We start from the raw sequence: 22115 nt of genomic DNA, 5'->3' as shown, positions 1-22115 counted from the left end.
AACAATCTTATCGCTTTGTAGGAGGATGTTCTGTGGATGTAAAAAAATTGTTTGTCGTCGTGATTGGCGGATTATTAAATGCGATCGGCATGAATTTATTTTTAATTCCAGCAAACGTATATACGAGCGGGTTTGCTGGGGCGGCGCAGCTCATTTCAAAAGTCGTTGGCGACTATACACCTTATGCGATTTCAACCGGATTGCTGCTTTTTTTATTTAACATTCCGGTAGCCATTTTAGGATGGAAGAAAGTAGGGAAGTCGTTTACTTTTTACAGCTTTTTAAGCGTGGTGTTTATGTCGTTATTTCTCGAGCTCATTCCCGTTCGTTCGCTTTCGGAAGACATTTTATTAAATGCGGTATTTGGTGGGGTGATTGCAGCGGTCGGAACGGGCTGGACGTTAAAGTGGGGGGCGTCAACCGGCGGATTAGATATTATTGCGCTCGTGTTGTCGCGCGTGAACGATCGTTCCGTTGGGACGTACATTTTTGCCCTTAACTCGATTATTATTTTAACGGCTGGATATATGTACGGTTGGGAAAAGGCGCTCTATACGCTTGTGACGTTGTATGTCACGACGCGTGTCATCGACGCCATTCATACGCGCCATCAAAAGCTTACGGCGCTCATTATTACGACAAAAGGGGAAGAGATGAAGCAGGCGATTAAATCGCAAATGATTCGCGGCATTACCGTCATTCCAGCAAAAGGTGCATTTTTAAATGAAGATAAAGATATGTTAATGATCGTTATTACACGTTATGAATTGTTTGATTTAAAACGAATTATTAAAGAAGTCGATCCAAAAGCGTTTACGAACATTATGCAAACGACGGAAGTAGTCGGCTTTTTCCGAAAAGAGTAAAAGCTGCGCACGAGGCGCAGCTTTTTACAATGTATCGAGTTCGTCTTGCAAGTCGTGCAGTTGTTTCCGTTCGGCATCGTTGGCGTTGGCGAAAGCGGATGAGAGCGTATTTTTTGCCACAGCGATGGCGCGTTCTGTTTTTTCCTCTTTCGCTTTGGCGACCGCTTTTTTCGCTTGTTGAAATAACGGATTGCCCATATTAAAATCCCCCGAGGTTTGTATGGTCTGCTTTTTCTGCTTTGCGTCGTTCCGCTTCTTCATACGTCATATGATACGGAATGCGCTCATCATGTTTATAGACAGCGTCGGCACCTTGTTGAATGAAACGTTTTGATTTATTTCGTTTGCCCACACGACATTCCCCCTTGTTTGCCGCTTATGACGCATATGGCGTCGATGATAGTTTGTTCATGTTTGCGCCACAATACGTAAGGGAATTTTTTATAACTTTAATAACGATTGCAAATACATAGCGACGCCATCTTCTTCATTTGTTTTTGTTACATCGTCTGCGATCGCTTTTAACGGTTCAATCGCATTGCCCATGGCCACGCCTACACCTGCCCATTTTAACATCTCGATATCGTTGTCTTCATCGCCGAAAGCGATGACGCGTTCGCGTGGAATGCCGTAGAAAGAAGCAATTTTTTCAAGACCGACCGCTTTATGAATGCCGGTTCGGACGATTTCAATGACATGCCAAGGGTCTGTCCAACTGCGATGGTCGATGACGTTCGCATGCACCTCTGATAAATATGTGCGAATGCGTCCAACGTTTTGTTCATCAGATAAAATTAAAATGCTCGTCGGATCTTTGCGTAAAATGTCACGCAAGTTTCCGATATATACATTTGGGTTTCCTAAATTAAACAAATCAAGCAACTGTTCGTCATGTTCGTGAAAATATACATCGTCCATCACTTCTGCTAAAATGTTGCGCACGTTGTATTTTCGGCTTACTTCCACAATTTCTTTCACCGTTTCTAACTGAAGCGGCGTATGGTACATTCCCCAGCTGTCGTCTTTCGGATGATGAACGAATGCTCCGTTAAAATTGACGATCGGCGTCGTTAATTGTAATTGTTCATAATACATTTTGCTTGCGCGATACGGTCGTCCTGTCGCAATGACGACGATATGTCCCGCTTGTTTTGCCTTTTGAATGACGTCATATGTACGATCAGAAATTGTTTTATTATCTTTTAATAACGTACCGTCTAAATCAATTGCAATTAAATGTTGGTCCATCGTTTGTTCCCCTTTTCGTTAAAATCATTCGTTATTAGTGTATCGTTTTTCCAAAATATTTGTCTATATGGTAAGATAATGTTAAAACATAAAATGGGAGATGAGAACATGATATCCATTATTCGTGAGTCGATCGCAAACGTTCCGTGTTTGCATGTAGTGAAAGAAGATGATAAACATCATATGCGCCCACTTATCATTTTTATTCATGGATTTACAAGCGCAAAAGAACATAATCTTCATTTCGGCTATTTGCTTGCCGAAGCTGGATATCGCGTCGTGTTGCCGGATGCGCTTTATCATGGGGAACGGCCAAATCCGCTTTCTGACAATGAATTGCATTTGTCGTTTTGGGACATTGTGTTAACGACCATTCGTGAACTAGAAGAGATAAAAAATGAACTAGTCGAGCGAAAACTTGTCGATCCTCATCGCATCGGTGTCGTTGGTACATCGATGGGGGGCATCGTGACGTTTGGTGCGTTAACGCAATATGATTGGATTCGCGTCGCTGGCTCGCTTATGGGCAGCCCGTGCTATCAAACGTTTTTCGATTTGCAGTTGCAATTTGCTGAGCGAAAAGGGATGACGTTGCCGCTTTCGAATGAACAAATTGAAACGTTGCGCAACACGTTAATGACGTACGATTTATCATTGCAACCTGAAAAATTAAACGGCCGTCCGCTTTTCATTTGGCACGGAAAACAAGATGATGTCGTTCCGTTTGATTATACATACGCCTTTTACAAACAAATTGAGCCGTTTCATGAGCCGCTTATGATGCTTATCGATGAACATGCGGGACATAAAGTGACGCGCGAGGCGTTTTTACAAACGGTTCAATGGTTTGTCACACATTTATAAAAAAATGTGACAGACGTCACAAAGAAAAAAGAAGGAGGATGGTACAATCGAAGAAGAAGGAGGGATAATGATGGTTATTCCAAAACAACATGGCGCTTGGGCGATGTTACTTATTCCATTTTTATTCGGAATCGATATCGGCCAAGCGACGTGGCTTCATTTGCCGCTCTTTAGCGCATGGTTTTTTCTTTATTTAGCGACATATATATGGATGTTAATGATGAAAAAGCAAGCGAACGCTCGTCATAAAAAATGGTTTATTTTGTATGCATCGCTTGCGGGCGTGTTTGTTGCCATTCCGATTGCTTACAAGCCAACGCTCATGTATTTCGGTTTAGCCATGATTCCGTTTTTTATCGTAAATATGTATTTTGCGAAAAAGAAAAAAGAGCGCTCGTTTACAAATGATGTCGCTGCAATTATAAACTTTTCGATCGGTGGGCTTGGAAGTTATTACATCGGTACAGGGAACATCGATGAAAAAGCGTGGTTTTTATTTATCGCCTCTATGTTATTTTTCATTGGAAGTACATTTTACGTCAAAACGATGATTCGCGAAAAAAATAACCCACGCTATAAGTGGGCATCATGGTTGTTTCATACGATCATCATTGTCGCATGTGTGGCAATGGGAAACGGTTGGCTTGCTCTTGCATATGTACCAAGTGTTGTGCGAGCGATTTATTTTTATGGAAAAGCGATGTCGATTAAAAAAGTAGGGATTTATGAAATTGTAAATGCTGTTTATTTTGCGCTCGTCATTATGATCGTTTATTAAGCCGACAAATGTGTCGGCTTATTTCATGTTGCATATATCAATCGGACAGCCTTCACAGCGAATTTCATCTTTTAAAAATTGCACATCGTGAATCGTGATTTTTCCTTTTTCGACAGAAATGATGCCGAGTTCTTTTAATTCTTTTAGCAGACGGCTGACGACTTCACGTGCGCTGCCGCAAAAATTGGCGAGCTCTTGATTGGTCATTGGCATATCAATGAAAATGCCGTCTTCTGTTTCGACACCGTAGCTGTTCGCTAAGCGAATAAGCGTCGAATACAGCGCTCCTTTTTTTCCGTGCAAAATTAAATCACGTATTTTCGTTTGCATTCGTTGCAATTGCAAACGAACCCATTGCATAAACTGTAACGAAAACGCATGATCCGTCAACAGCTTTTCTTCAAGTTGCTGTTTGTGAATGACAGCTAACGTTCCTCCTTCCATCATTTTTGCACTTACCGTACAGATGCACGTCAATTGAAACGGAACGACCTCCCCAAACGCATCGCCTTGTTCACAAATGCGAAGCAATAGTTCGCGCCCCTCCTCCGTCGTTTTGCTTAATTGCACTTTCCCTTCACATACAACATATAGCTCGTTTGCCGCATCTCCTTCGCGAAATATATATTCTCCTTTTTGCATATCAATCATATGGTGAGGAAGGGAAAGAAGATCGGATAAGGAGATCGGTTGAATTGTCATACACTAACCACCTTTAATTATTGTCTACTTCCATTAAAAAGAAAAATACATATTCGGTCAATAAATGAATGAGAAAAATGAAAAAATATTTAAATATACATTTGATTTTATTTTTATGCAGTATTATAATGATAACTAAATTTATAACAATATACAGAAAGTGGGGAGCTATTTCATGAAAGTCTCCATTATCGGAGCGACAGGCTATGGGGGCATTGAGCTCATTCGCTTATTGCAACATCATCCGCACATGCGCGTCGCTTCTGTTCATTCATCTTCACAAGCAGGTGTTTCGCTGCATGACGTGTATCCGCATATGGAGGAGCGTTTCGTCTTGCGCGATATTCGAAGCGACGATATCGAAGGCGAGCTTGTTTTTTTAGCGACGCCACCCGGCGTATCGAGCGAATGGACGCCAAAATTGCTTGCGGCGGGACATAAAGTCATTGATTTATCTGGAGACTTTCGTTTGCGCGATGGAAGCGTATATGCGAAGTGGTATAAAAAAACGCCGCCAAACGAAGAAGTGCTCAAACAGGCGGTATACGGTTTAACGGAATGGAATCGCGAGCGCATTGCAAACGCTAGTTTAATCGCCAATCCCGGCTGTTATCCGACAGCGACGTTGCTCGGATTAGCGCCGCTTGTCATTCAAAAGTGGATCGTGCCTCATTCTGTCATCGTTGATGCGAAATCAGGTGTATCGGGTGCAGGACGTGGAGTATCGCTTGGCGTTCATTTTGCGGAAACGAATGAAAACGTAAAAATATATAAAGTGAATACACATCAACATATTCCAGAAATTGAACAAATGTTACGTGATTGGAACGAACAAATGGGGCCGATGACGTTTAGCACGCATTTAATCCCGATGACGCGCGGCATTATGGCGACGATATATGCCGAAGCAGCATGCATCGTATCGCTTGATAGAATCATAGAGTTATATAAAGAAACGTATAAACATTGTCCGTTCGTGCGCGTGCGGGAAGCAGGATCTTTCCCATGCACGAAAGACGTGTACGGTTCAAACTATTGCGATATTGGAGTCAGTTACGATGAACGAACGAATCGCATCACGGTTGTGAGCGTAATCGACAACTTAGTGAAAGGGGCGGCGGGGCAAGCCGTTCAAAACGCTAATGTCATGCTTGGATTAGAGGAACAAACCGGATTAACATCGATGCCGATGTATCCGTAAATGGGGTGGAGAAGATGAAGTTGATCGAAGAAAAAGTGAAATATGTCGCAGATGGAACAATTGTCACGCCAAAAGGATTTCAAGCTGCTGGTGTGCATGCAGGGTTACGCTATACGAAAAAAGATTTAGGGGTGATCGTTTGCGACGTGCCGGCATCGTGTGCGGCCGTTTATACGCAAAACGTGTTTCAAGCGGCACCGCTTCAAGTGACGAAACAAAGCATTGCGGTCGAACAAAAGCTTCAAGCAGTCATTGTCAATAGTGCATATGCGAACGCATGTACAGGGGAACAAGGATTAAAAGACGCATACGAAATGCGAAAGTTGTGCGCGGAAGTGTTTGGGCTTCCAGAACATCTCGTTGCTGTTGCATCGACAGGAGTGATCGGTGAATGTTTACCGATGGAAAATATTCGTGCGGGCATTCCGAAATTGAAACCGACGGCACAATTAGATGGAGCGGTTGATTTTCAAACAGCGATTTTAACAACGGATCTCGTCATGAAAAAAACGTGTTATGAAACGGTCATAGACGGTCAAGTCGTGACGGTCGCAGGAGCGGCAAAAGGATCGGGAATGATTCATCCAAATATGGCGACGATGCTTGCTTTTATTACGACGGATGCAAACGTCCCATCAGACGTGTTGCAAGATGCGCTTCGTTCCATTACGAACGTGTCATTTAATCAAATTACAGTCGATGGAGAAACGTCAACGAACGATATGGTCATCGTCATGGCGAGCGGATTAGCAGGCAACGAGCCGCTTTCCCCGCAACATCCAGATTGGGCGAACTTTTATGAAGCGCTCCGTCAAACGTGCGAACATTTAGCGAAACAAATTGCTCGCGATGGAGAAGGGGCTACGAAATTAATTGAAGCGCGCGTCAAAGGAGCGCGAACGGACGAAGAAGCAAAATGGGCAGCGAAACATATTGTCGGTTCCAACTTAGTGAAAACAGCGGTATACGGAGCGGATGCAAACTGGGGTCGCATTATTGGAGCGGTTGGACATAGCGGAGCATGGATAAACCCAGATTGCGTCGACGTATGGATCGGATCGATTCAAATGTTAAAACAAAGTCAACCGGTGCCGTTTTCGGAAGAAGAAGCGAAAGCCGCTTTAATGGAAGATGTCGTGGTGATTACAGTCGATTTGCATGTCGGCAATGGAGAAGGAGTGGCGTGGGGCTGTGATTTAACGTACGACTACATTAAAATTAATGCAAGCTATCGCACGTAAGGAGGGGATTCATGTGATTGTGATCAAATGCGGCGGCAGCGTGCTTCATGAGTTATCCCCATCGTTTTTTACGAGCGTGCAACAATTAAGAAACAGTGGTCTTGATGTTGTCATCGTGCATGGCGGAGGACCGGATATTGGACAGTTGCTACATGCGCTTCACATTCCGTCTGAATTTGTAAACGGATTGCGAAAAACGACAAAAGACGTGCTAGACGTTGTCGAAATGGTGTTAAACGGAAAAGTGAACAAAACGCTCGTCTCGCTGTTGCAAGCAAACGATATTCGTGCTGTTGGTTTGTCCGGTGTGGATGATCGCTTGTTACAAGCGAAACCAATCGACGTGCAGACGCTCGGTTATGTAGGAGAAGTCGTACACGTTCATGCGAATCTCGTCCATACGTTGCTGCGTCAAGGATACGTTCCTGTTATCGCACCGATCGGAATGGATGAGCATGGCCAGACGTATAACATTAACGCAGATACAGCGGCGGCGGCGATTGCACAGGCGCTTTCGGCTGACAAACTCGTTTTTGTGACAGACGTCGCAGGCATTTTAAACGACGGAGAAGTTGTCAAAGAAGCAACCGCTCATATGATTGAAGCGATGATCGCAAATGGAACGATTTCAGGAGGAATGATTCCGAAAGTGAAAGCTGCTCTTCGTGCGCTCAACTCGGTCAACGAAGTCGCTATTGTAAGCGGAAAAGTTCCATTTTATAAAGAAGGAACGTGGCACGGAACGATGATGAAGAAAGAGGTGTACGTATGATTTTTCCAACGTATCAACGGTTTCCGATTACGGTTGCCGAAGCGGAAGGGACGAAACTGATTGCAATAGACGGAACACAATATCTCGATTTTGTCGCAGGCATTGCGGTATGTAATCTCGGCCATCGCCATCCGGCTGTACAGCAGGCGCTTGAGGCGCAGCTAAACGAAGTATGGCACGTGTCTAATTTATTTCATCTCCCCATTCAAGAAGAAGTCGCTTCTCTTCTTGTGCAACATTCCGTTGGCGATGCGGTGTTTTTTTGCAATAGCGGTGCGGAAGCGAACGAGGCGGCGATCAAGCTCGCGCGCAAACATACGGGACGTTCTAAAATCATTACGTGCGAACAGTCGTTTCACGGCCGAACGTTTGCGACGATGTCAGCGACCGGGCAAGCGAAAATTCACGACGGCTTTGGCCCGTTGGTGCCGACGTTTACGTACGTGCCGTTTAATGATATCGCTGCGCTACAACGAGAAATGGATGAAACGGTGGCAGCTGTCATGGTTGAAGTCGTGCAAGGCGAAGGCGGTGTGGTTGTCGGAGAAAAGTCATTTTTACAGGCAGCCGAACAGCTTTGCGAAACGTACGGAGCATTGTTGATCGTCGATGAAGTGCAAACGGGCATCGGTCGAACAGGAACGTTGTTTGCGTATGAGCAGTTCGATCTTTCCCCTGATATCATTACCGTCGCAAAAGGATTAGGAAGCGGTTTTCCTGTCGGGGCGATGATCGGAAAGAAACATGTCGTACCGACGTTTAGCGCCGGAGTGCACGGATCAACGTTCGGCGGAAACGCTTTGGCGATGGCGGCGGCGAAAGCGACGCTTCACGTTGTGACACAACCGTCATTTTTACAGGAAGTACGAGAAAAAGGGGCATATTTTAAACAAAAATTAGCCGAACAGCTAAAAGGTGTTCAAATGGTGCAAGAGGTGCGCGGTTTAGGGCTCATGATTGGCATCGCATGCAGTGAACCAGTTGCGAATATATTGCCGCATATTCATGAGCGTGGGCTTCTTGCTTTAGCAGCGGGGCCGAACGTCATTCGTTTATTGCCACCGCTCATCGTGACGAAAGAGGAGCTTGACGAAGCGATTCATATATTACAAGAAGCGTTAACGTCGTATGAACGCGATTTTTTATACGTATAAATGAATAAAAATTCTTTTTGTTTAATAAACATTCGTTTGGGGTGTGAACATGGAGGCGTATTTACATTTGCAAAACGGCAAAACGTTTGTCGGGAAATTGGAAACGGCATGGACGGGAGATATTGCGGGAGAAGTCGTCTTTTTTACAGGAATGACAGGGTATCAAGAAGTGTTAACAGATCCGTCGTACAAAAATCAAATCATCGTATTTACGTATCCTCTTATTGGAAACTATGGGATTAACGAAGTCGATTTTGAAAGCAAACAGCCGCATGTGAAGGCAGTGATCGTTTACGAGGCGGAGGAGACGGGGTTTCATTACGAAGCGACGTACAGTTTAAAACAATATTTGCAAAAATGGAACGTTCCGCTTCTTACACATGTCGATACGCGAGCGGTTGTGAAACAAATTCGTGAACACGGGGCGATGCCTGCTGTCATTTCAGCGAGTCGGGAGGCGGTCGTACAAGTGGAAGAACAAGCGCCCGTGCCGCTTGTGAGCACAGCGGACATCCAAACGTACGGAAACGGTCATATGCACGTTGTTTTGTTTGATTTCGGATATAAAAAATCGATCGTTCATTCGTTAATGGCGTACGGATGTCGCGTCACGGTCGTTCCGTACGATACGACGTTACAGACGGTCGAACAACTGGATCCAGACGGAGTATTGTTATCGAACGGACCGGGAGACCCGAAACAATTGTCCCGTTATTTGCCAAATATTTTAGCGGTGATCGAACGGTATCCAACGCTTGCGATTTGTCTTGGGCATCAGCTCGTTTCGCTCGCTTACGGCGGGGATACGGAAAAATTGCCGTTTGGGCATCGCGGAGCGAATCAACCAGTATATGATGCGAAAAAGAAAAAAGTGTTTATGACTTCGCAAAACCACGGCTATGTTGTGAAGGCGGAAAGTTTAGCCCATACGCCGCTTTCCGTTCGTTTTATTAACGTCAATGACGGTTCGGTGGAAGGGGTCGCCCATGAAACGAAGCCGATTTTATGCGTGCAATATCATCCGGAAGCGCATCCTGGACCAAACGATACGCAATTTATTTTTGCTGAATTTGTTGACATGATGAAAGCAGCGAGAAAGGAGAAAGTATATGCCTAAAGATTCAACGCTTCGTTCGATTCTTGTGATCGGTTCTGGTCCGATCGTCATCGGGCAAGCGGCAGAGTTTGACTATTCGGGAACGCAAGGTTGCTTAGCATTAAAAGAAGAAGGATATCGCGTCATTTTAGCAAACAACAATCCAGCGACAATTATGACGGATGAAGTACATGCGGATGCAGTATATTTTGAGCCGCTGACGGTAGAAAGCATGGAAAAAATTATCGCAAAAGAGCGACCCGATGGGCTATTAGCGACGCTTGGTGGACAGACGGGACTCAATTTAGCGTTCGCTTTACATGAACAAGGCATTTTACAAAAGTATAACGTCCGCTTGCTCGGTACACCGATTGAATCTATTCAACGCGGCGAAGACCGTGAAGCGTTTCGGGCGTTAATGTATGAATTAAACGAGCCGGTGCCAGAAAGCGAAATTGTGACGACAGTTGAAGAAGCGGTACAATTTGCAAAACAAATCGGGTTTCCGATCATCGTTCGCCCGGCATATACGCTCGGGGGAACAGGTGGTGGCATCGCACAGACGATGGAGGAGCTTGTCGACATCGTCACAAAAGGATTGCAAGAAAGCCCGATTACACAATGTTTAGTGGAACGGAGTGTCGCGGGATTTAAAGAAATTGAGTATGAAGTGATGCGCGACCATACGAATACGTGCATTACGATTTGTAATATGGAAAATATCGATCCGGTCGGCATTCATACGGGCGACTCGATCGTCGTTGCGCCGTCGCAAACGTTGACGGATGTCGAATATCATATGTTGCGTTCAGCGGCCATTAAAATTATTTCGGCGCTCGGTGTTGTCGGAGGATGCAACATTCAATTTGCGCTCGATCCAAAAAGTAAAAAGTATTATTTAATTGAAGTGAATCCGCGCGTGAGCCGCTCCTCTGCCCTCGCATCCAAAGCGACGGGTTATCCGATTGCGAGAATGGCGGCAAAATTAGCGGTCGGTTATACGCTTTCGGAACTAGTGAATCCAGTGACAGGACATACGTATGCGAGCTTTGAACCTGCACTCGATTATGTCGTCGTGAAATTCCCGCGCTTTCCGTTTGACAAATTTCCGTTTGCCGATCGTCGTCTCGGCACGCAAATGAAAGCGACAGGAGAAGTGATGGCGATCGACCGTAATTTCGAGCGAGCGTTACAAAAGGCGCTCCATTCGCTTGAGCTAGATCATATCGGTTTATATTCACCAGCGCTTGCGAAACAGTCGACAAAGGTGTTAGTAGACATCGTCAAAGCGGGAGACGATCGCCGTTTTTTCGCGATACTCGAGCTGCTCCGCCGCGGTATAGCGACAGAACAAATATATGAATGGACGAAAATCGACTTATATTTTTTAACTCGTTTCGCTCAGCTCATCGCACTTGAACAACAAGCAAAAGAAACGACGCTTCATTCAATTGATGAACAAACGTTTCGCATGCTAAAAGAAAAAGGATTTTCTGATGCGTATTTAGCTTATATATGGAACGTTGATGAAAAAGATGTGCGTCAAAAAAGAAAAGCATACGGCATTGTTCCAGCCTATAAAATGGTCGATACGTGCGCAGCTGAATTTTCAGCTAAAACATCGTATTATTATTCGACATATTTTGGCGAAAGTGAAATACAGACAAGCGATCAGCCGAAAATGCTTATTCTCGGCTCAGGTCCGATTCGCATTGGGCAAGGGGTTGAATTTGATTATAGCTCTGTTCATTGCGTGTACGCTTTGCAGCAAGCAGGATATGAAGCCATTTTAATGAACAATAACCCAGAAACCGTCAGCACCGACTTTACAGTGGCCGATCGTTTATATTTTGAGCCACTCACGGTAGAAGATGTGTTAAATGTCGTGGAAGCGGAAAACGTCGAAGCGGTCATCGTGCAGTTTGGCGGCCAAACGGCCATTAACTTAGCGAACAAGCTTGAATCGTACGGCGTGTCAATCGTTGGCATGAATAGCGAGATCATTGACCAACTAGAAGATCGGGAACGTTTTTATGCGCTTCTTCAGTCGCTTGACATTCCACATGTGAAAGGAACGACGGCAAACGACGAAGCGGAATTAATGGAAAAAGTGAAACATATCGGTTATCCGCTTTTGCTTCGTCCATCGTATGTCATTGGCGGACGTGGAATGCATATCGTTTATGATGAACAACAGCTTGCTTCACTTATAAAACAAGAAATGGTGTATCCGGTGTTAATCGATGAATATGTGCGCGCAAAAGAAGGGGAACTTGATGCGATTTGTGACGGACGTGATGTGTTCGTTCCGACAATCATTGAACATGTCGAAAAAACAGGAGTCCATTCCGGTGATAGTTATGCATGGTTGCCTGCTCAATTGTTTACGGAAGAAGAAAAAGCGAAAATGATCGATTATACGAAGCGGATCACAAATAAGCTTCATTTTAAAGGACTAATGAACGTACAGTTTATTGTGCGAGATGGGGATGTGTATGTATTAGAAGTCAATCCGCGCGCAAGCCGCACCGTTCCAATCGTAAGTAAAGTGACAGGTGTGCCGATGGTTCAACTCGCAACAAACGTATTGCTTGGGAAATATTTGTCGGAAGACGTCAAACAATCGGTTTCTATTCCGTATGTTGTCTTAAAGTATCCCGTGTTTTCGACACATAAATTGCCGGGTGTCGATCCGCTTGTCGGTCCGGAAATGAAATCCACTGGAGAAGGGATTAGCATCGCAAAAACGGTGCAAGAAGCGGCATATAAAGCATTTTATCCATATATCGTAAAGAAAAAAGAAGCGTATGAAATATATGTTGATGCACGAGACGAGGCGAAAGCGTTGAGCGAGCAAGCGAAACAACAAGGGATAACGATCGTCACAGATGAACCGTTCGAACAATGGGTGGCGAAAAAAGAAGCGCTCGCATTTGTTAGTTTCATGCGTGATGAACAAAGTGCATGGCGAAGAAAACAAGCGCTCGCTCGACATGTGCTCGTATTGACGGAAGAAGAAACCGCGCATTTGTTTTTCCAAGCGTGGTCGACAAAACATTTTTCCGTTTGTTCCATTCAAGATTGGTTAAAAAATTTACGTGAAGTGGTGAGAAAATGAATATGACAGCAACGATTCAGTTAAAAGGAAAAGATTTTTTAACGTTAGCGGACTATTCGAAGGAAGAAATTGAGTATTTGCTTCATTTGGGGCTTGAATTAAAAGAAAAGCAACAAAACGGCGAACGATACACGCCGCTAAGTGGCAAAACGCTCGCGATGATTTTTGAAAAGCCGTCAACGAGAACGCGCGTCTCATTTGAAGTTGGCATGGTTCAATTAGGGGGGCATGCGCTCCATTTAAGTAGCCGCGATTTGCAAATTGGACGTGGAGAAACGATTGCGGATACGGCGCGCGTATTATCGGAATATGTGGATGGGATTATGATTCGCACATTCGAGCATGAAAAAGTAGAGGAGCTTGCTCATTATGCAACGATTCCTGTCATTAATGGGTTAACGGATGATGACCATCCGTGCCAAGCGCTTGCTGATTTATTAACGATTTATGAAGTGAAAGGAAAACTTCAAGGGCTAAAGCTTGCCTACATCGGCGACGGAAACAATATGGCGCATGCGTTAATGCTTGCGGCGGCAAAAGTCGGCATGCATTGTGCGGTCGCTTCACCGAAAGGATATGAGCCGAAAGAAGCGGTTGTCAACGAAACGAAAAACATTGCAAGCGAAAGCGGTGCAACGATCGTTGTAACAAACGATCCGTATGAAGCGATTGTCGATGCAGACGTTGTATACACAGACGTATGGGCAAGCATGGGGCAAGAGGCGGAAGCGGACGAACGGATGCACATCTTCGCGCCGTTTCAAGTAAATGAAACGCTCGTTCAACAAGCGAAAAGCGATTTTATGTTTTTACATTGCTTGCCTGCTCACCGCGGCGAAGAAGTGACAGAAGGTGTGATTGATGGCGTGCGTTCGTACATTTTCCAACAAGCTGGAAACCGCCTTCATGCACAAAAAGCATTGCTCGTTTCGTTGCTGTAGCATTTGGATATCGATCCGTTATTTCTCATCATCGTTTTGAAACAAAACGGACATATTATGAAATGATCAGACGATGAGGAGGGATACGGATGGGACAAAGTCGACATTTTCGCCCCGGACAAAAAGCGCCAAACAACGGGATATATATTGAAATTGGCGAGACAGGAGATCAAGTGAAAAATCCGAAAAAATTAAAACTAAAAGCAGGTGACCGTTTCCCTGAAACGTCGAATCATAATCGGATATGGACGTACTTTCCAAAACCGTAAGCCATCCTTGCATAAGGGTGGCTTTCTCGTTATAATACGTAATAGATAAAGGTCAAAAAAAGTCAAAGTCAAAGGGGTGAGCGCGATGAATATGCAACAAATGACGGAAAAAGTGCAAGAGGCGTTCATGCAAGCGCAATCGTTAGCAGTAGAGAAGCAGCATCAGGAAGTGGACGTTGAACACGTTTGTGTCGCGCTTTTACAACAAGAAGATGGGCTTGCAAGGCGCATTTATGAAAAAATGTCTATTCCCGTTTCCCGTTTGTTAGATGAATGGAACAAACAGCTCAACAAAAAACCGCAAGTCATTTCTAGTTCGGAGGCCGGAAAAATATATGTCACGAGCCGTTTGCAACAATGGCTTGTTCGAGCGGAACAAGAAGCGAAACAAATGAAAGATGAATATATATCCGTTGAGCACTTGTTGCTTGCGCTCATTGACGACAAAGAAGCGAAACATATATTGTCGCGCTATCGAATTGAGCGAGAGAAACTATTACAAACGATTATGGACATAAGGGGGAATCAACGCGTGGTGAGTCCAAATCCGGAAGCGACATATGAAGCACTGCAAAAATACGGTCGCGATTTAGTAGCGGAAGTGAAAGCAGGAAAAATTGATCCAGTCATCGGCCGCGATAGCGAAATTCGCCGCGTCATTCGCATTTTATCGCGCAAGACGAAAAACAATCCGGTTTTAATTGGAGAGCCGGGCGTTGGAAAAACGGCGATCGTTGAAGGGCTTGCCCAACGTATCGTGCGTAAAGACGTGCCAGAGGGGTTAAAAGATAAAACGATTTTTGCGTTAGATATGAGTGCGCTTATTGCAGGGGCAAAGTTTCGCGGAGAGTTTGAGGAACGGTTAAAAGCGGTATTAAATGAAGTAAAGAAAAGCGAAGGGCGCATCATTTTATTTATTGATGAACTGCATACGATCGTCGGTGCGGGACGGACGGATGGGGCGCTTGATGCTGGGAATATGTTAAAACCGATGCTTGCGCGCGGAGAATTGCATTGTATTGGAGCAACGACGCTTGATGAATATCGTCAATATATTGAAAAAGACCCTGCGCTCGAACGCCGTTTCCAACAAGTGCTCGTGGAAGAGCCGACGGTAGAAGATACGATTTCGATTTTGCGCGGCTTAAAAGAGCGATTTGAAATTCATCACGGCGTGAACATTCATGACGGCGCGCTCGTTGCGGCGGCGACGTTGTCGGATCGTTACATTTCTGATCGCTTTTTGCCGGATAAAGCAATTGACCTCGTTGACGAAGCGTGTGCGATGATTCGAACGGAAATCGATTCGATGCCGACAGAGTTAGATGAAGTGATGCGAAAAATGATGCAGCTTGAAATTGAAGAAGCGGCGTTGAAAAAAGAGCAAGATGAAGCGAGCAAACAGCGCTTGCAATCGTTATCGCAAGAGCTCGCGAATTTGCGTGAAAAAGCAAATGCGATGAAAGCGCAATGGGAAAAAGAAAAAGAAGCGATTCAACAAGTGCGTGCGTTGCGTGAGCAGTTAGAAAAAGCGAAGCGCGAGTTAGAAGAAGCGGAAAACAATTACGATTTAAATAAAGCGGCAGAATTGCGCCACGGACGCATTCCGCAACTTGAAAAACAATTAAAACAGCTAGAAGAAACAGAAAAAGAGCGACGGTTGTTGCGCGAAGAAGTAACGGAGGAAGAAATCGCGACAATCGTGTCAAAATGGACGGGCATTCCGGTGACAAAACTTGTTGAAGGCGAACGCGAAAAGTTGTTGCGCTTAACGGACATTTTACATGAGCGCGTCATCGGACAAGATGAGGCGGTACAATTCGTGAGCGATGCGGTGTTGCGCGCACGCGCTGGCATGAAAGATCCAAATCGTCCGATCGGTTCATTTCTTTTCCTCGGTCCGACAGGTGTCGGAAAAACAGAATTGGCGAAGGCGTTAGCGGAAGCGCTTTTCGATAGCGAAGAACAAATGATTCGCATCGACATGTCAGAATATATGGAAAAACATGCAGTTTCTCGTTTAATCGGCGCGCCTCCAGGATATGTTGGCTACGAAGAAGGGGGACAGTTGACGGAGGCGGTGCGCAGAAAGCCGTATGCGGTCATTTTGCTTGATGAAATCGAAAAAGCGCATCCGGAAGTGTTTAACATTTTACTACAAATGTTAGACGACGGTCGCATGACGGATTCGCAAGGAAGAACGGTCGATTTTAAAAATACAGTCGTCATTATGACGTCAAATATTGGCTCGCATACGTTGTTAGAAGCGGTCGATGCGCATGGAGACATAAGCGAAGAAGCGCGCGAACAAGTGTTGAAACAATTGCGGGCGCATTTTAGACCAGAGTTTTTAAACCGAGTAGACGACATTGTACTATTTAAACCGTTAACCGCACGCGAAGTGAAAAGCATTGTGGATAAGTTTATGAAACAATTAGAGGAGCGACTTGCGGAACGACATATGACGATTACGTTAACGGACGAAGCGAAGACGTACATTGCGACACATGGGTTTGACCATGTGTACGGCGCTCGCCCGCTCAAACGGTTTATTCAAAAACATATTGAAACGAAGCTTGCGCGTGAAATCATTGCGGGACGTATTGGAGACTACGACACCGTCACGATTGATATCGAAGGAGACGAATTGGTCGTAAAAAAAGGATAAACGGACGTATGCCGTTTATCCTTTCTTAATGATGCACAGGTTCGTTCGGAATGAGTTGTGCAATCAATAAAATGAGAACGGTTGCAACGACTGCTAATGTTGTGCCTGTTTCGAAATGGTACGCCACGCCGATCATCGAGCTCACGACGTATGTCACCATGTTTACTAATAAAAACGTCCAGAAAAACGTCCAAAAAATACGCATGCCATTCCCTCCTTTACACTCTTTTTTATCTTAACATAAATGGTGAAGAGACGAAAACGAAAAATTGCAACGCCTAGTACACGAAAAAGAAAATCGCATACGATATATTGTACAATGATGTGCTTAAGGTGGACGATTATGACAGAGAAGCAACGATTTTTCCAATTCAGCGAGCAATGGTGTGTGATTCATGTCCCAGACCGACCAAACGGATTTGCCTTACTTCTTTTAGGAGACGTATCCCACTTCGTCGATGACAAAACGAGCTTATGGATGCAACATATTGGGAAAAACAAGTTGTTAAACGATTTATTACAACATGGCTATACGATTTTTTACTCACATTTGTACGGCGCCAATTGGGGAAGTCAAAAAGCGGTCAAACTAGCCAAACAGCTTATTTATTATGTGTTAAAAACGGAAATTTTAAATGAGCGCATTTATGTGTTAGCAGAAGGAATGGGGGCGCTTGTCGCCTTGCAGTTGATGAACGATTTACGCGATCAAATACGTGCGATTGCGCTATTAAATCCTTGTTTGCACTTACAGGCACAACTGCAATATGAAAAAGAGCATAAATTTTTTTATAAACGGTTCATGCGTCAATTAAAGCAAGCGTACGGAACAACAGAAGAGGAATTGGATCTCCCTCCGCTTTATGCTCCAACCGTACCGATGAAAATTTGGCAAGTGTCAGGAGTGAATCCATATCCTCCAACGATTCATGCAAGAGCGTATGCACAAGCGTTTGGCGTCCCTGTTTCATATCATTTGCCTGAAAAAACATATACGTTTGCGCAAGCCGTTCACGCGTTTTATGAACAATATAACGACGTATAGTCCCCATACACATGGGGATTTTTTCTTTACCGATAAGAAAGAAAGCAAGTAAAATAAAAAATGAGACGGAAAAAGGAGTGTTGCATGTTGATGTGGCGATATACATATTTCATTTTTGCACTACTTTTTATTTTATCTGCTTGCGCTCCTGCCCAATTATCATCGGGGAATGTACAAAAAGTCGGTTTGCTCGTTTCGGATACGATTGATGATCAAGTGTGGGGAACGAAAGGGTATAAAGGATTGCTTCGCATTCAAGCGAAGTTTGATGCGCAAGTGTTTTATCGCGAAGGGGTAAATTCAAAAGCAGCGGCGGCACATGCGGTAAAACAATTTCACCAAAAAGGCGTCACCTTAATTTTTGGTCATGGAAGCGAGTATGGGGAGTATTTCGATGAGATCGCAGATCAATATCCGAATATTCATTTTGTGTTTTTTAACGGAGAGGCGAAAAAGAAAAATGTAACGAGCTTCAATTTCGCTGGGCATGCGATGGGGTTTTTTGGCGGCATGGTAGCGGGGCATATGACGAAAACGAACAAAATTGGCGTCATTGCCGCATTTGAATGGCAGCCGGAAGTGGACGGCTTTTTCGAAGGGGTGTTATATGAGAACGGAAATGCTCACGTCGACGTACAATATGTACAAAGTTGGGATGACATCGATACGGCCATAGCCATTGCCGAACGAATGATTGCTGAAGGGGTGGATGTCGTATATCCGGCCGGCGATAAATTTAGCGTACCAGTGATTGAAAAAATGAAAGAGCACGGTCTTTATGCGATTGGTTACGTAACGGATCAAGCAGATTTAGGGGAACGAACGGTACTAACGAGCACCGTCCAACATGTCGATGCGCTATATGAACTTGTTGCGAAAAAATTTATCGATGGGGAATTAACGTCTGGAACGACATATGTTGATTTTCAAGACGGTGTCGTCGAACTCGGAACGTTTAGCCCGCTTGTCGATAAGCCTTTCCAACAAAAAATAACAAAAGCAATTAAACGATATAAAGCAACAGGAAAATTGCCGAATGAGTAGGGGGGAGGGTGTGAATGAAAGAGGAATTAAAAAAGAAAATTGATGGTTTCTTTATCCAACTTTTTGAGGTGTTAGATGGGATAAATAACGACCAGCAAGAAGAAGAGGCTTTGCAATATGTGGAATGGATGTTGAAAAAAGCTCAATTGCGCTATAAAGAAAAAAACAAAAAGCATAATTTCCCCATTCTATATCGTCGAATTTACTGGGCGCACTTAGGAGTCAATGTTGGACATGAAGAAGACAAGCATCGTCCTGTTTTAATTATTCGCTCAGAAAAAAATTCTCCGTTATGTGCGGTCGTTCCTTTAACGACGCAAAGGCTGAATGATGGATTTTGGTATCATATTGATTTAGAAGGGTTAAACAACACCGCTTTAGTGGAACATTTCCGTGTCATTTCAAAAGATCGAATCGATCGCCCATTGCGTAAAAGAGGAGATTTTGCAACAGTCTCAAATAAAGACATGGATAAAATTTTAACAGAGATTAAACGACTTTATACTACTTCCCCTGCTTTGAGAAAGTAATTGTACATAGATGAAAACTTGACATACATGTTACAAAACCATTATAATGAGAATACATTACATGTTCGTAACGGTTTGTTACGTGTATCATTACGCATTCCGAGAGACAGCCTAGTTCGGTTGTCTCTCGTTTTTTATTCCCCCATTATGAAAAAATGCTTATGCAAATATTTAACGAATGTGCATATACTATATATACATTACGCAATCCGCAGTTTAACGCTGCGTATATGATGACGCATGCGGGCTTGAAAATAAGCCCGCATTTTTTTATTGCATGAAATGAAAAAAGAAAGTAAAATTAGTACCAAGTAATAAAGTTTGATAATAAAAGGAGACGATATTTCCGTGAGTGCAGGAATTATTGGAATTGGACGATATTTGCCGAAACGTATTGTGACGAATAAAGAATTAGAACAACGAATGGATACGTCAGATGAATGGATTCGGACGCGCACAGGGATTGAAGAGCGGCGCATTGCCTCAAATGATATGGATACGTCCGATATGGGTTATATCGCAGCAAAGCGCGCTCTTGATGATGCGGGCATTTCTCCTGAACAAATTGATCTCATTTTAGTGGCGACGGTGACGCCGGATCGCGCTTTTCCATCTGTCGCATGTATGTTGCAAGAAAAGCTTGGAGCGGTGCATGCAGCGGCGCTTGACGTAAGCGCGGCATGTGCAGGGTTTATGTATGCGATGGTAACCGCGAAACAATTTATTGAAACGAATACGTACAAATACGTGCTTGTCGTTGGTGTAGAGAAATTATCAAAAATCGTCGATTGGAGCGATCGAAATACGGCGGTGTTGTTTGGAGACGGCGCAGGAGCTGTCGTGATGGGAGAAGTTTCAGAAGGACGCGGCATCGTATCGTTTGAACTTGGAGCAGACGGTACAGGCGGAAAATATTTATATCAAGACGATTATGTAGTCATGAACGGACGGGAAGTGTTTAAGTTTGCGGTGCGCCAAATGGGCGAGTCATGCATTCGCGTATTAGAAAAAGCAGGATTGACGAAAGCGGACGTCGATTTTTTAATTCCGCATCAGGCGAACATTCGCATTATGGAGGCGGCACGCGAACGGCTCGAACTTCCTGTTGATCGTATGTCGATTACAGTGAATAAATACGGAAATACATCCGCTGCTTCCATTCCGATTTCACTTGTAGAAGAAGTGGAAGCCGGACGCATTCAAGATGATGACCTTATCATTATGGTTGGCTTTGGCGGTGGATTAACGTGGGGCGCTATTGCATTGCGCTGGGGCAAATAACGATGGTATGATGAAACAAAGGAGTGATGAGTGGTGAAAAAAAGACGAGTCGTCGTCACGGGATTAGGGGCTGTCACACCGTTAGGAAATGATGTTGAAACGACATGGAAAAACATCGTTGCTGGACAATCCGGCATCGGTCCGCTCACACGGTTAAACGCGGACGATTTTCCTGCGAAAGTAGCAGCGGAAGTAAAAGATTTTCAAGTGGAACAATTTATCGATAAAAAAGAAGCGCGCAAAATGGATCGATTTACGCAATATGCGGTCGCCGCTTCCATGATGGCAGTAAAAGATGCAAATTTACAAATTACGGAGGATAACGCTGCGCGCGTCGGCGTATGGATCGGTTCAGGTATCGGCGGGATGGAAACGTACGAAGAACAGCTGAAAACGTTTTTAGAAAAAGGATATCGTCGCGTCAGCCCGTTTTTCGTTCCGATGATGATTCCGGATATGGCGGCCGGGCAAGTGTCGATTATGCTTGGGGCAAAAGGAATAAACTCATGTACGGTCACCGCTTGTGCGACAGGAACGAACTCGATTGGCGATGCGTTTAAAGTCATTGAGCGTGGCGATGCCGATGTGATGATTACAGGCGGAACAGAAGCGCCAATTACACATATGGCATTTGCCGGATTTAGCGCAGCGAAAGCGCTCTCGTTTAATCCGGACCCAAAAACAGCGTGCCGTCCATTTGATCAACATCGCGACGGATTTATTATGGGCGAAGGGGCTGGCATTATTATTTTAGAAGAACTAGAACATGCGTTAAAACGAGGTGCGCGCATTTATGCTGAAATTGTGGGCTACGGTGCGACAGGCGATGCGTATCATATTACCGCTCCAGCACCTGGCGGAGAAGGCGGTGTGCGTGCGATGCGTCAAGCGCTTCATGATGCAAATATGCAACCAGAGGACATCGATTACATTAACGCGCACGGCACGAGCACAGAGTATAACGATAAATATGAAACGATGGCGATTAAAGAAGTATTTGGCGAACACGCATACAAACTAGCTGTCAGCTCGACGAAATCGATGACGGGACATTTGCTTGGCGCAGCAGGTGCTGTTGAAGCGATTTTCTCTATTTTATCGATTCACGACGGCGTCATTCCGCCAACGATTAATTACGAAACACCAGATCCAGAATGCGACTTAGATTACGTGCCGAACGTGGCACGCAAACAACATGTGCGTGCGGTATTAAGCAACTCGCTCGGCTTTGGTGGACATAATGCAACGATTATTTTCAAAAAATATGAAGGATGAGGTTCGCCTCATCCTTTTTCAC

22 protein-coding genes are annotated in these 22115 nt (G+C 44.4%); 17 read left to right on the top strand and 5 right to left on the bottom strand.

The annotated features are described in order from the left end of the window. The first annotated feature begins 32 nt into the window (after positions 1–32). Positions 33–866 (top strand): YitT family protein, encoded by an 834-nt coding sequence (locus tag EKC99_RS03330; protein WP_009361920.1) that lies wholly within the window; start codon positions 33–35, stop codon positions 864–866. A gap of 24 nt (positions 867–890) precedes the next feature. Here the strand turns inward: EKC99_RS03330 and EKC99_RS03325 are convergent, their stop codons facing one another. From EKC99_RS03325 to EKC99_RS03315, 3 genes are all read right to left on the bottom strand, one after another. Continuing rightward, a complete protein-coding gene (locus EKC99_RS03325) occupies positions 891–1064 on the bottom strand; it encodes a DUF3813 domain-containing protein (RefSeq protein WP_019417884.1) in 174 nt (57 codons plus the stop codon). A 1-nt stretch (position 1065) separates the two neighbouring features. Next, the gene (locus EKC99_RS03320; RefSeq protein ID WP_009361918.1) at positions 1066–1218 is read right to left on the bottom strand and encodes a hypothetical protein; all 153 of its coding nucleotides are present in this window, start codon (positions 1216–1218) and stop codon (positions 1066–1068) included. 89 nt (positions 1219–1307) lie between these two features. Then, on the bottom strand, positions 1308–2114 hold the full coding sequence (locus tag EKC99_RS03315; protein ID WP_163150520.1) for a Cof-type HAD-IIB family hydrolase: 807 nt from the start codon (positions 2112–2114) through the stop codon (positions 1308–1310). 108 nt (positions 2115–2222) lie between these two features. Between EKC99_RS03315 and EKC99_RS03310 the strand changes: the two genes are divergently transcribed. Further along, the gene (locus EKC99_RS03310) at positions 2223–2978 is read left to right on the top strand and encodes an alpha/beta fold hydrolase (RefSeq protein ID WP_163150518.1); all 756 of its coding nucleotides are present in this window, start codon (positions 2223–2225) and stop codon (positions 2976–2978) included. Positions 2979–3048: 70 nt separating this feature from the next. After that, a complete protein-coding gene (locus EKC99_RS03305; RefSeq protein ID WP_163150585.1) occupies positions 3049–3756 on the top strand; it encodes a YwiC-like family protein in 708 nt (235 codons plus the stop codon). Positions 3757–3774: 18 nt separating this feature from the next. On the opposite strand, the gene EKC99_RS03300 is transcribed toward EKC99_RS03305, so the two are convergent. Continuing rightward, on the bottom strand, positions 3775–4458 hold the full coding sequence (locus EKC99_RS03300; RefSeq protein ID WP_163150516.1) for a Crp/Fnr family transcriptional regulator: 684 nt from the start codon (positions 4456–4458) through the stop codon (positions 3775–3777). A 175-nt stretch (positions 4459–4633) separates the two neighbouring features. Between EKC99_RS03300 and argC the strand changes: the two genes are divergently transcribed. The 9 genes from argC to clpB all read left to right on the top strand — a co-directional run bounded on the left by argC (position 4634) and on the right by clpB (position 16918). After that, positions 4634–5659 (top strand): N-acetyl-gamma-glutamyl-phosphate reductase, encoded by a 1026-nt coding sequence (argC, locus tag EKC99_RS03295; protein ID WP_163150514.1) that lies wholly within the window; start codon positions 4634–4636, stop codon positions 5657–5659. A gap of 14 nt (positions 5660–5673) precedes the next feature. Beyond that, positions 5674–6900: a bifunctional ornithine acetyltransferase/N-acetylglutamate synthase gene (gene argJ / locus EKC99_RS03290; protein ID WP_035064931.1), complete on the top strand. Its 1227-nt coding sequence runs from the start codon at positions 5674–5676 to the stop codon at positions 6898–6900. Further along, positions 6881–7672 carry an acetylglutamate kinase gene (argB, locus tag EKC99_RS03285; RefSeq protein WP_205597789.1) on the top strand — a complete coding sequence of 264 codons (792 nt, stop codon included), beginning with the start codon at positions 6881–6883 and terminating at the stop codon, positions 7670–7672. The genes argJ and argB overlap by 20 nt, the downstream gene beginning before the upstream one ends. Continuing rightward, positions 7669–8826, top strand: coding sequence for an acetylornithine transaminase (locus tag EKC99_RS03280; protein WP_009362200.1), 1158 nt, complete (start codon positions 7669–7671; stop codon positions 8824–8826). Before argB ends, EKC99_RS03280 begins: the two co-directional genes overlap by 4 nt. Before the next feature lie 49 nt (positions 8827–8875). Then, positions 8876–9943, top strand: coding sequence for a carbamoyl phosphate synthase small subunit (locus EKC99_RS03275; protein ID WP_163150510.1), 1068 nt, complete (start codon positions 8876–8878; stop codon positions 9941–9943). Beyond that, positions 9936–13040 carry a carbamoyl-phosphate synthase (glutamine-hydrolyzing) large subunit gene (locus EKC99_RS03270; protein WP_163150508.1) on the top strand — a complete coding sequence of 1035 codons (3105 nt, stop codon included), beginning with the start codon at positions 9936–9938 and terminating at the stop codon, positions 13038–13040. Before EKC99_RS03275 ends, EKC99_RS03270 begins: the two co-directional genes overlap by 8 nt. After that, positions 13037–13981: an ornithine carbamoyltransferase gene (gene argF, locus EKC99_RS03265; protein WP_205597788.1), complete on the top strand. Its 945-nt coding sequence runs from the start codon at positions 13037–13039 to the stop codon at positions 13979–13981. The genes EKC99_RS03270 and argF overlap by 4 nt, the downstream gene beginning before the upstream one ends. Before the next feature lie 89 nt (positions 13982–14070). Next, positions 14071–14250, top strand: coding sequence for a YjzC family protein (locus EKC99_RS03260; protein ID WP_003395421.1), 180 nt, complete (start codon positions 14071–14073; stop codon positions 14248–14250). An 85-nt stretch (positions 14251–14335) separates the two neighbouring features. Further along, a complete protein-coding gene (clpB, locus tag EKC99_RS03255) occupies positions 14336–16918 on the top strand; it encodes an ATP-dependent chaperone ClpB (protein ID WP_163150506.1) in 2583 nt (860 codons plus the stop codon). 25 nt (positions 16919–16943) lie between these two features. Here the strand turns inward: clpB and EKC99_RS03250 are convergent, their stop codons facing one another. Next, positions 16944–17123, bottom strand: coding sequence for a YjzD family protein (locus EKC99_RS03250; protein ID WP_009362195.1), 180 nt, complete (start codon positions 17121–17123; stop codon positions 16944–16946). A gap of 138 nt (positions 17124–17261) precedes the next feature. Between EKC99_RS03250 and EKC99_RS03245 the strand changes: the two genes are divergently transcribed. The 5 genes from EKC99_RS03245 to fabF all read left to right on the top strand — a co-directional run bounded on the left by EKC99_RS03245 (position 17262) and on the right by fabF (position 22093). Further along, complete coding sequence (locus tag EKC99_RS03245; protein ID WP_163150504.1) at positions 17262–17963, top strand: alpha/beta fold hydrolase; 702 nt, start codon at positions 17262–17264, stop codon at positions 17961–17963. Positions 17964–18047: 84 nt separating this feature from the next. After that, complete coding sequence (locus EKC99_RS03240; RefSeq protein ID WP_483296090.1) at positions 18048–19007, top strand: BMP family ABC transporter substrate-binding protein; 960 nt, start codon at positions 18048–18050, stop codon at positions 19005–19007. A gap of 14 nt (positions 19008–19021) precedes the next feature. Then, the gene (locus tag EKC99_RS03235; protein WP_035046128.1) at positions 19022–19537 is read left to right on the top strand and encodes a type II toxin-antitoxin system PemK/MazF family toxin; all 516 of its coding nucleotides are present in this window, start codon (positions 19022–19024) and stop codon (positions 19535–19537) included. Positions 19538–19885: 348 nt separating this feature from the next. After that, complete coding sequence (locus tag EKC99_RS03230; RefSeq protein WP_163150500.1) at positions 19886–20818, top strand: beta-ketoacyl-ACP synthase III; 933 nt, start codon at positions 19886–19888, stop codon at positions 20816–20818. Positions 20819–20851: 33 nt separating this feature from the next. After that, a complete protein-coding gene (gene fabF, locus EKC99_RS03225; protein ID WP_163150498.1) occupies positions 20852–22093 on the top strand; it encodes a beta-ketoacyl-ACP synthase II in 1242 nt (413 codons plus the stop codon). Positions 22094–22115 lie beyond the last annotated feature (22 nt).

The organism is Anoxybacillus sp. MB8 (assembly GCF_011006755.1).
Classification (GTDB): domain Bacteria; phylum Bacillota; class Bacilli; order Bacillales; family Anoxybacillaceae; genus Anoxybacillus; species Anoxybacillus gonensis.
Note: the sequence above shows the minus strand (reverse complement) of the source record. Positions and strands in the feature narration are given on the sequence as shown.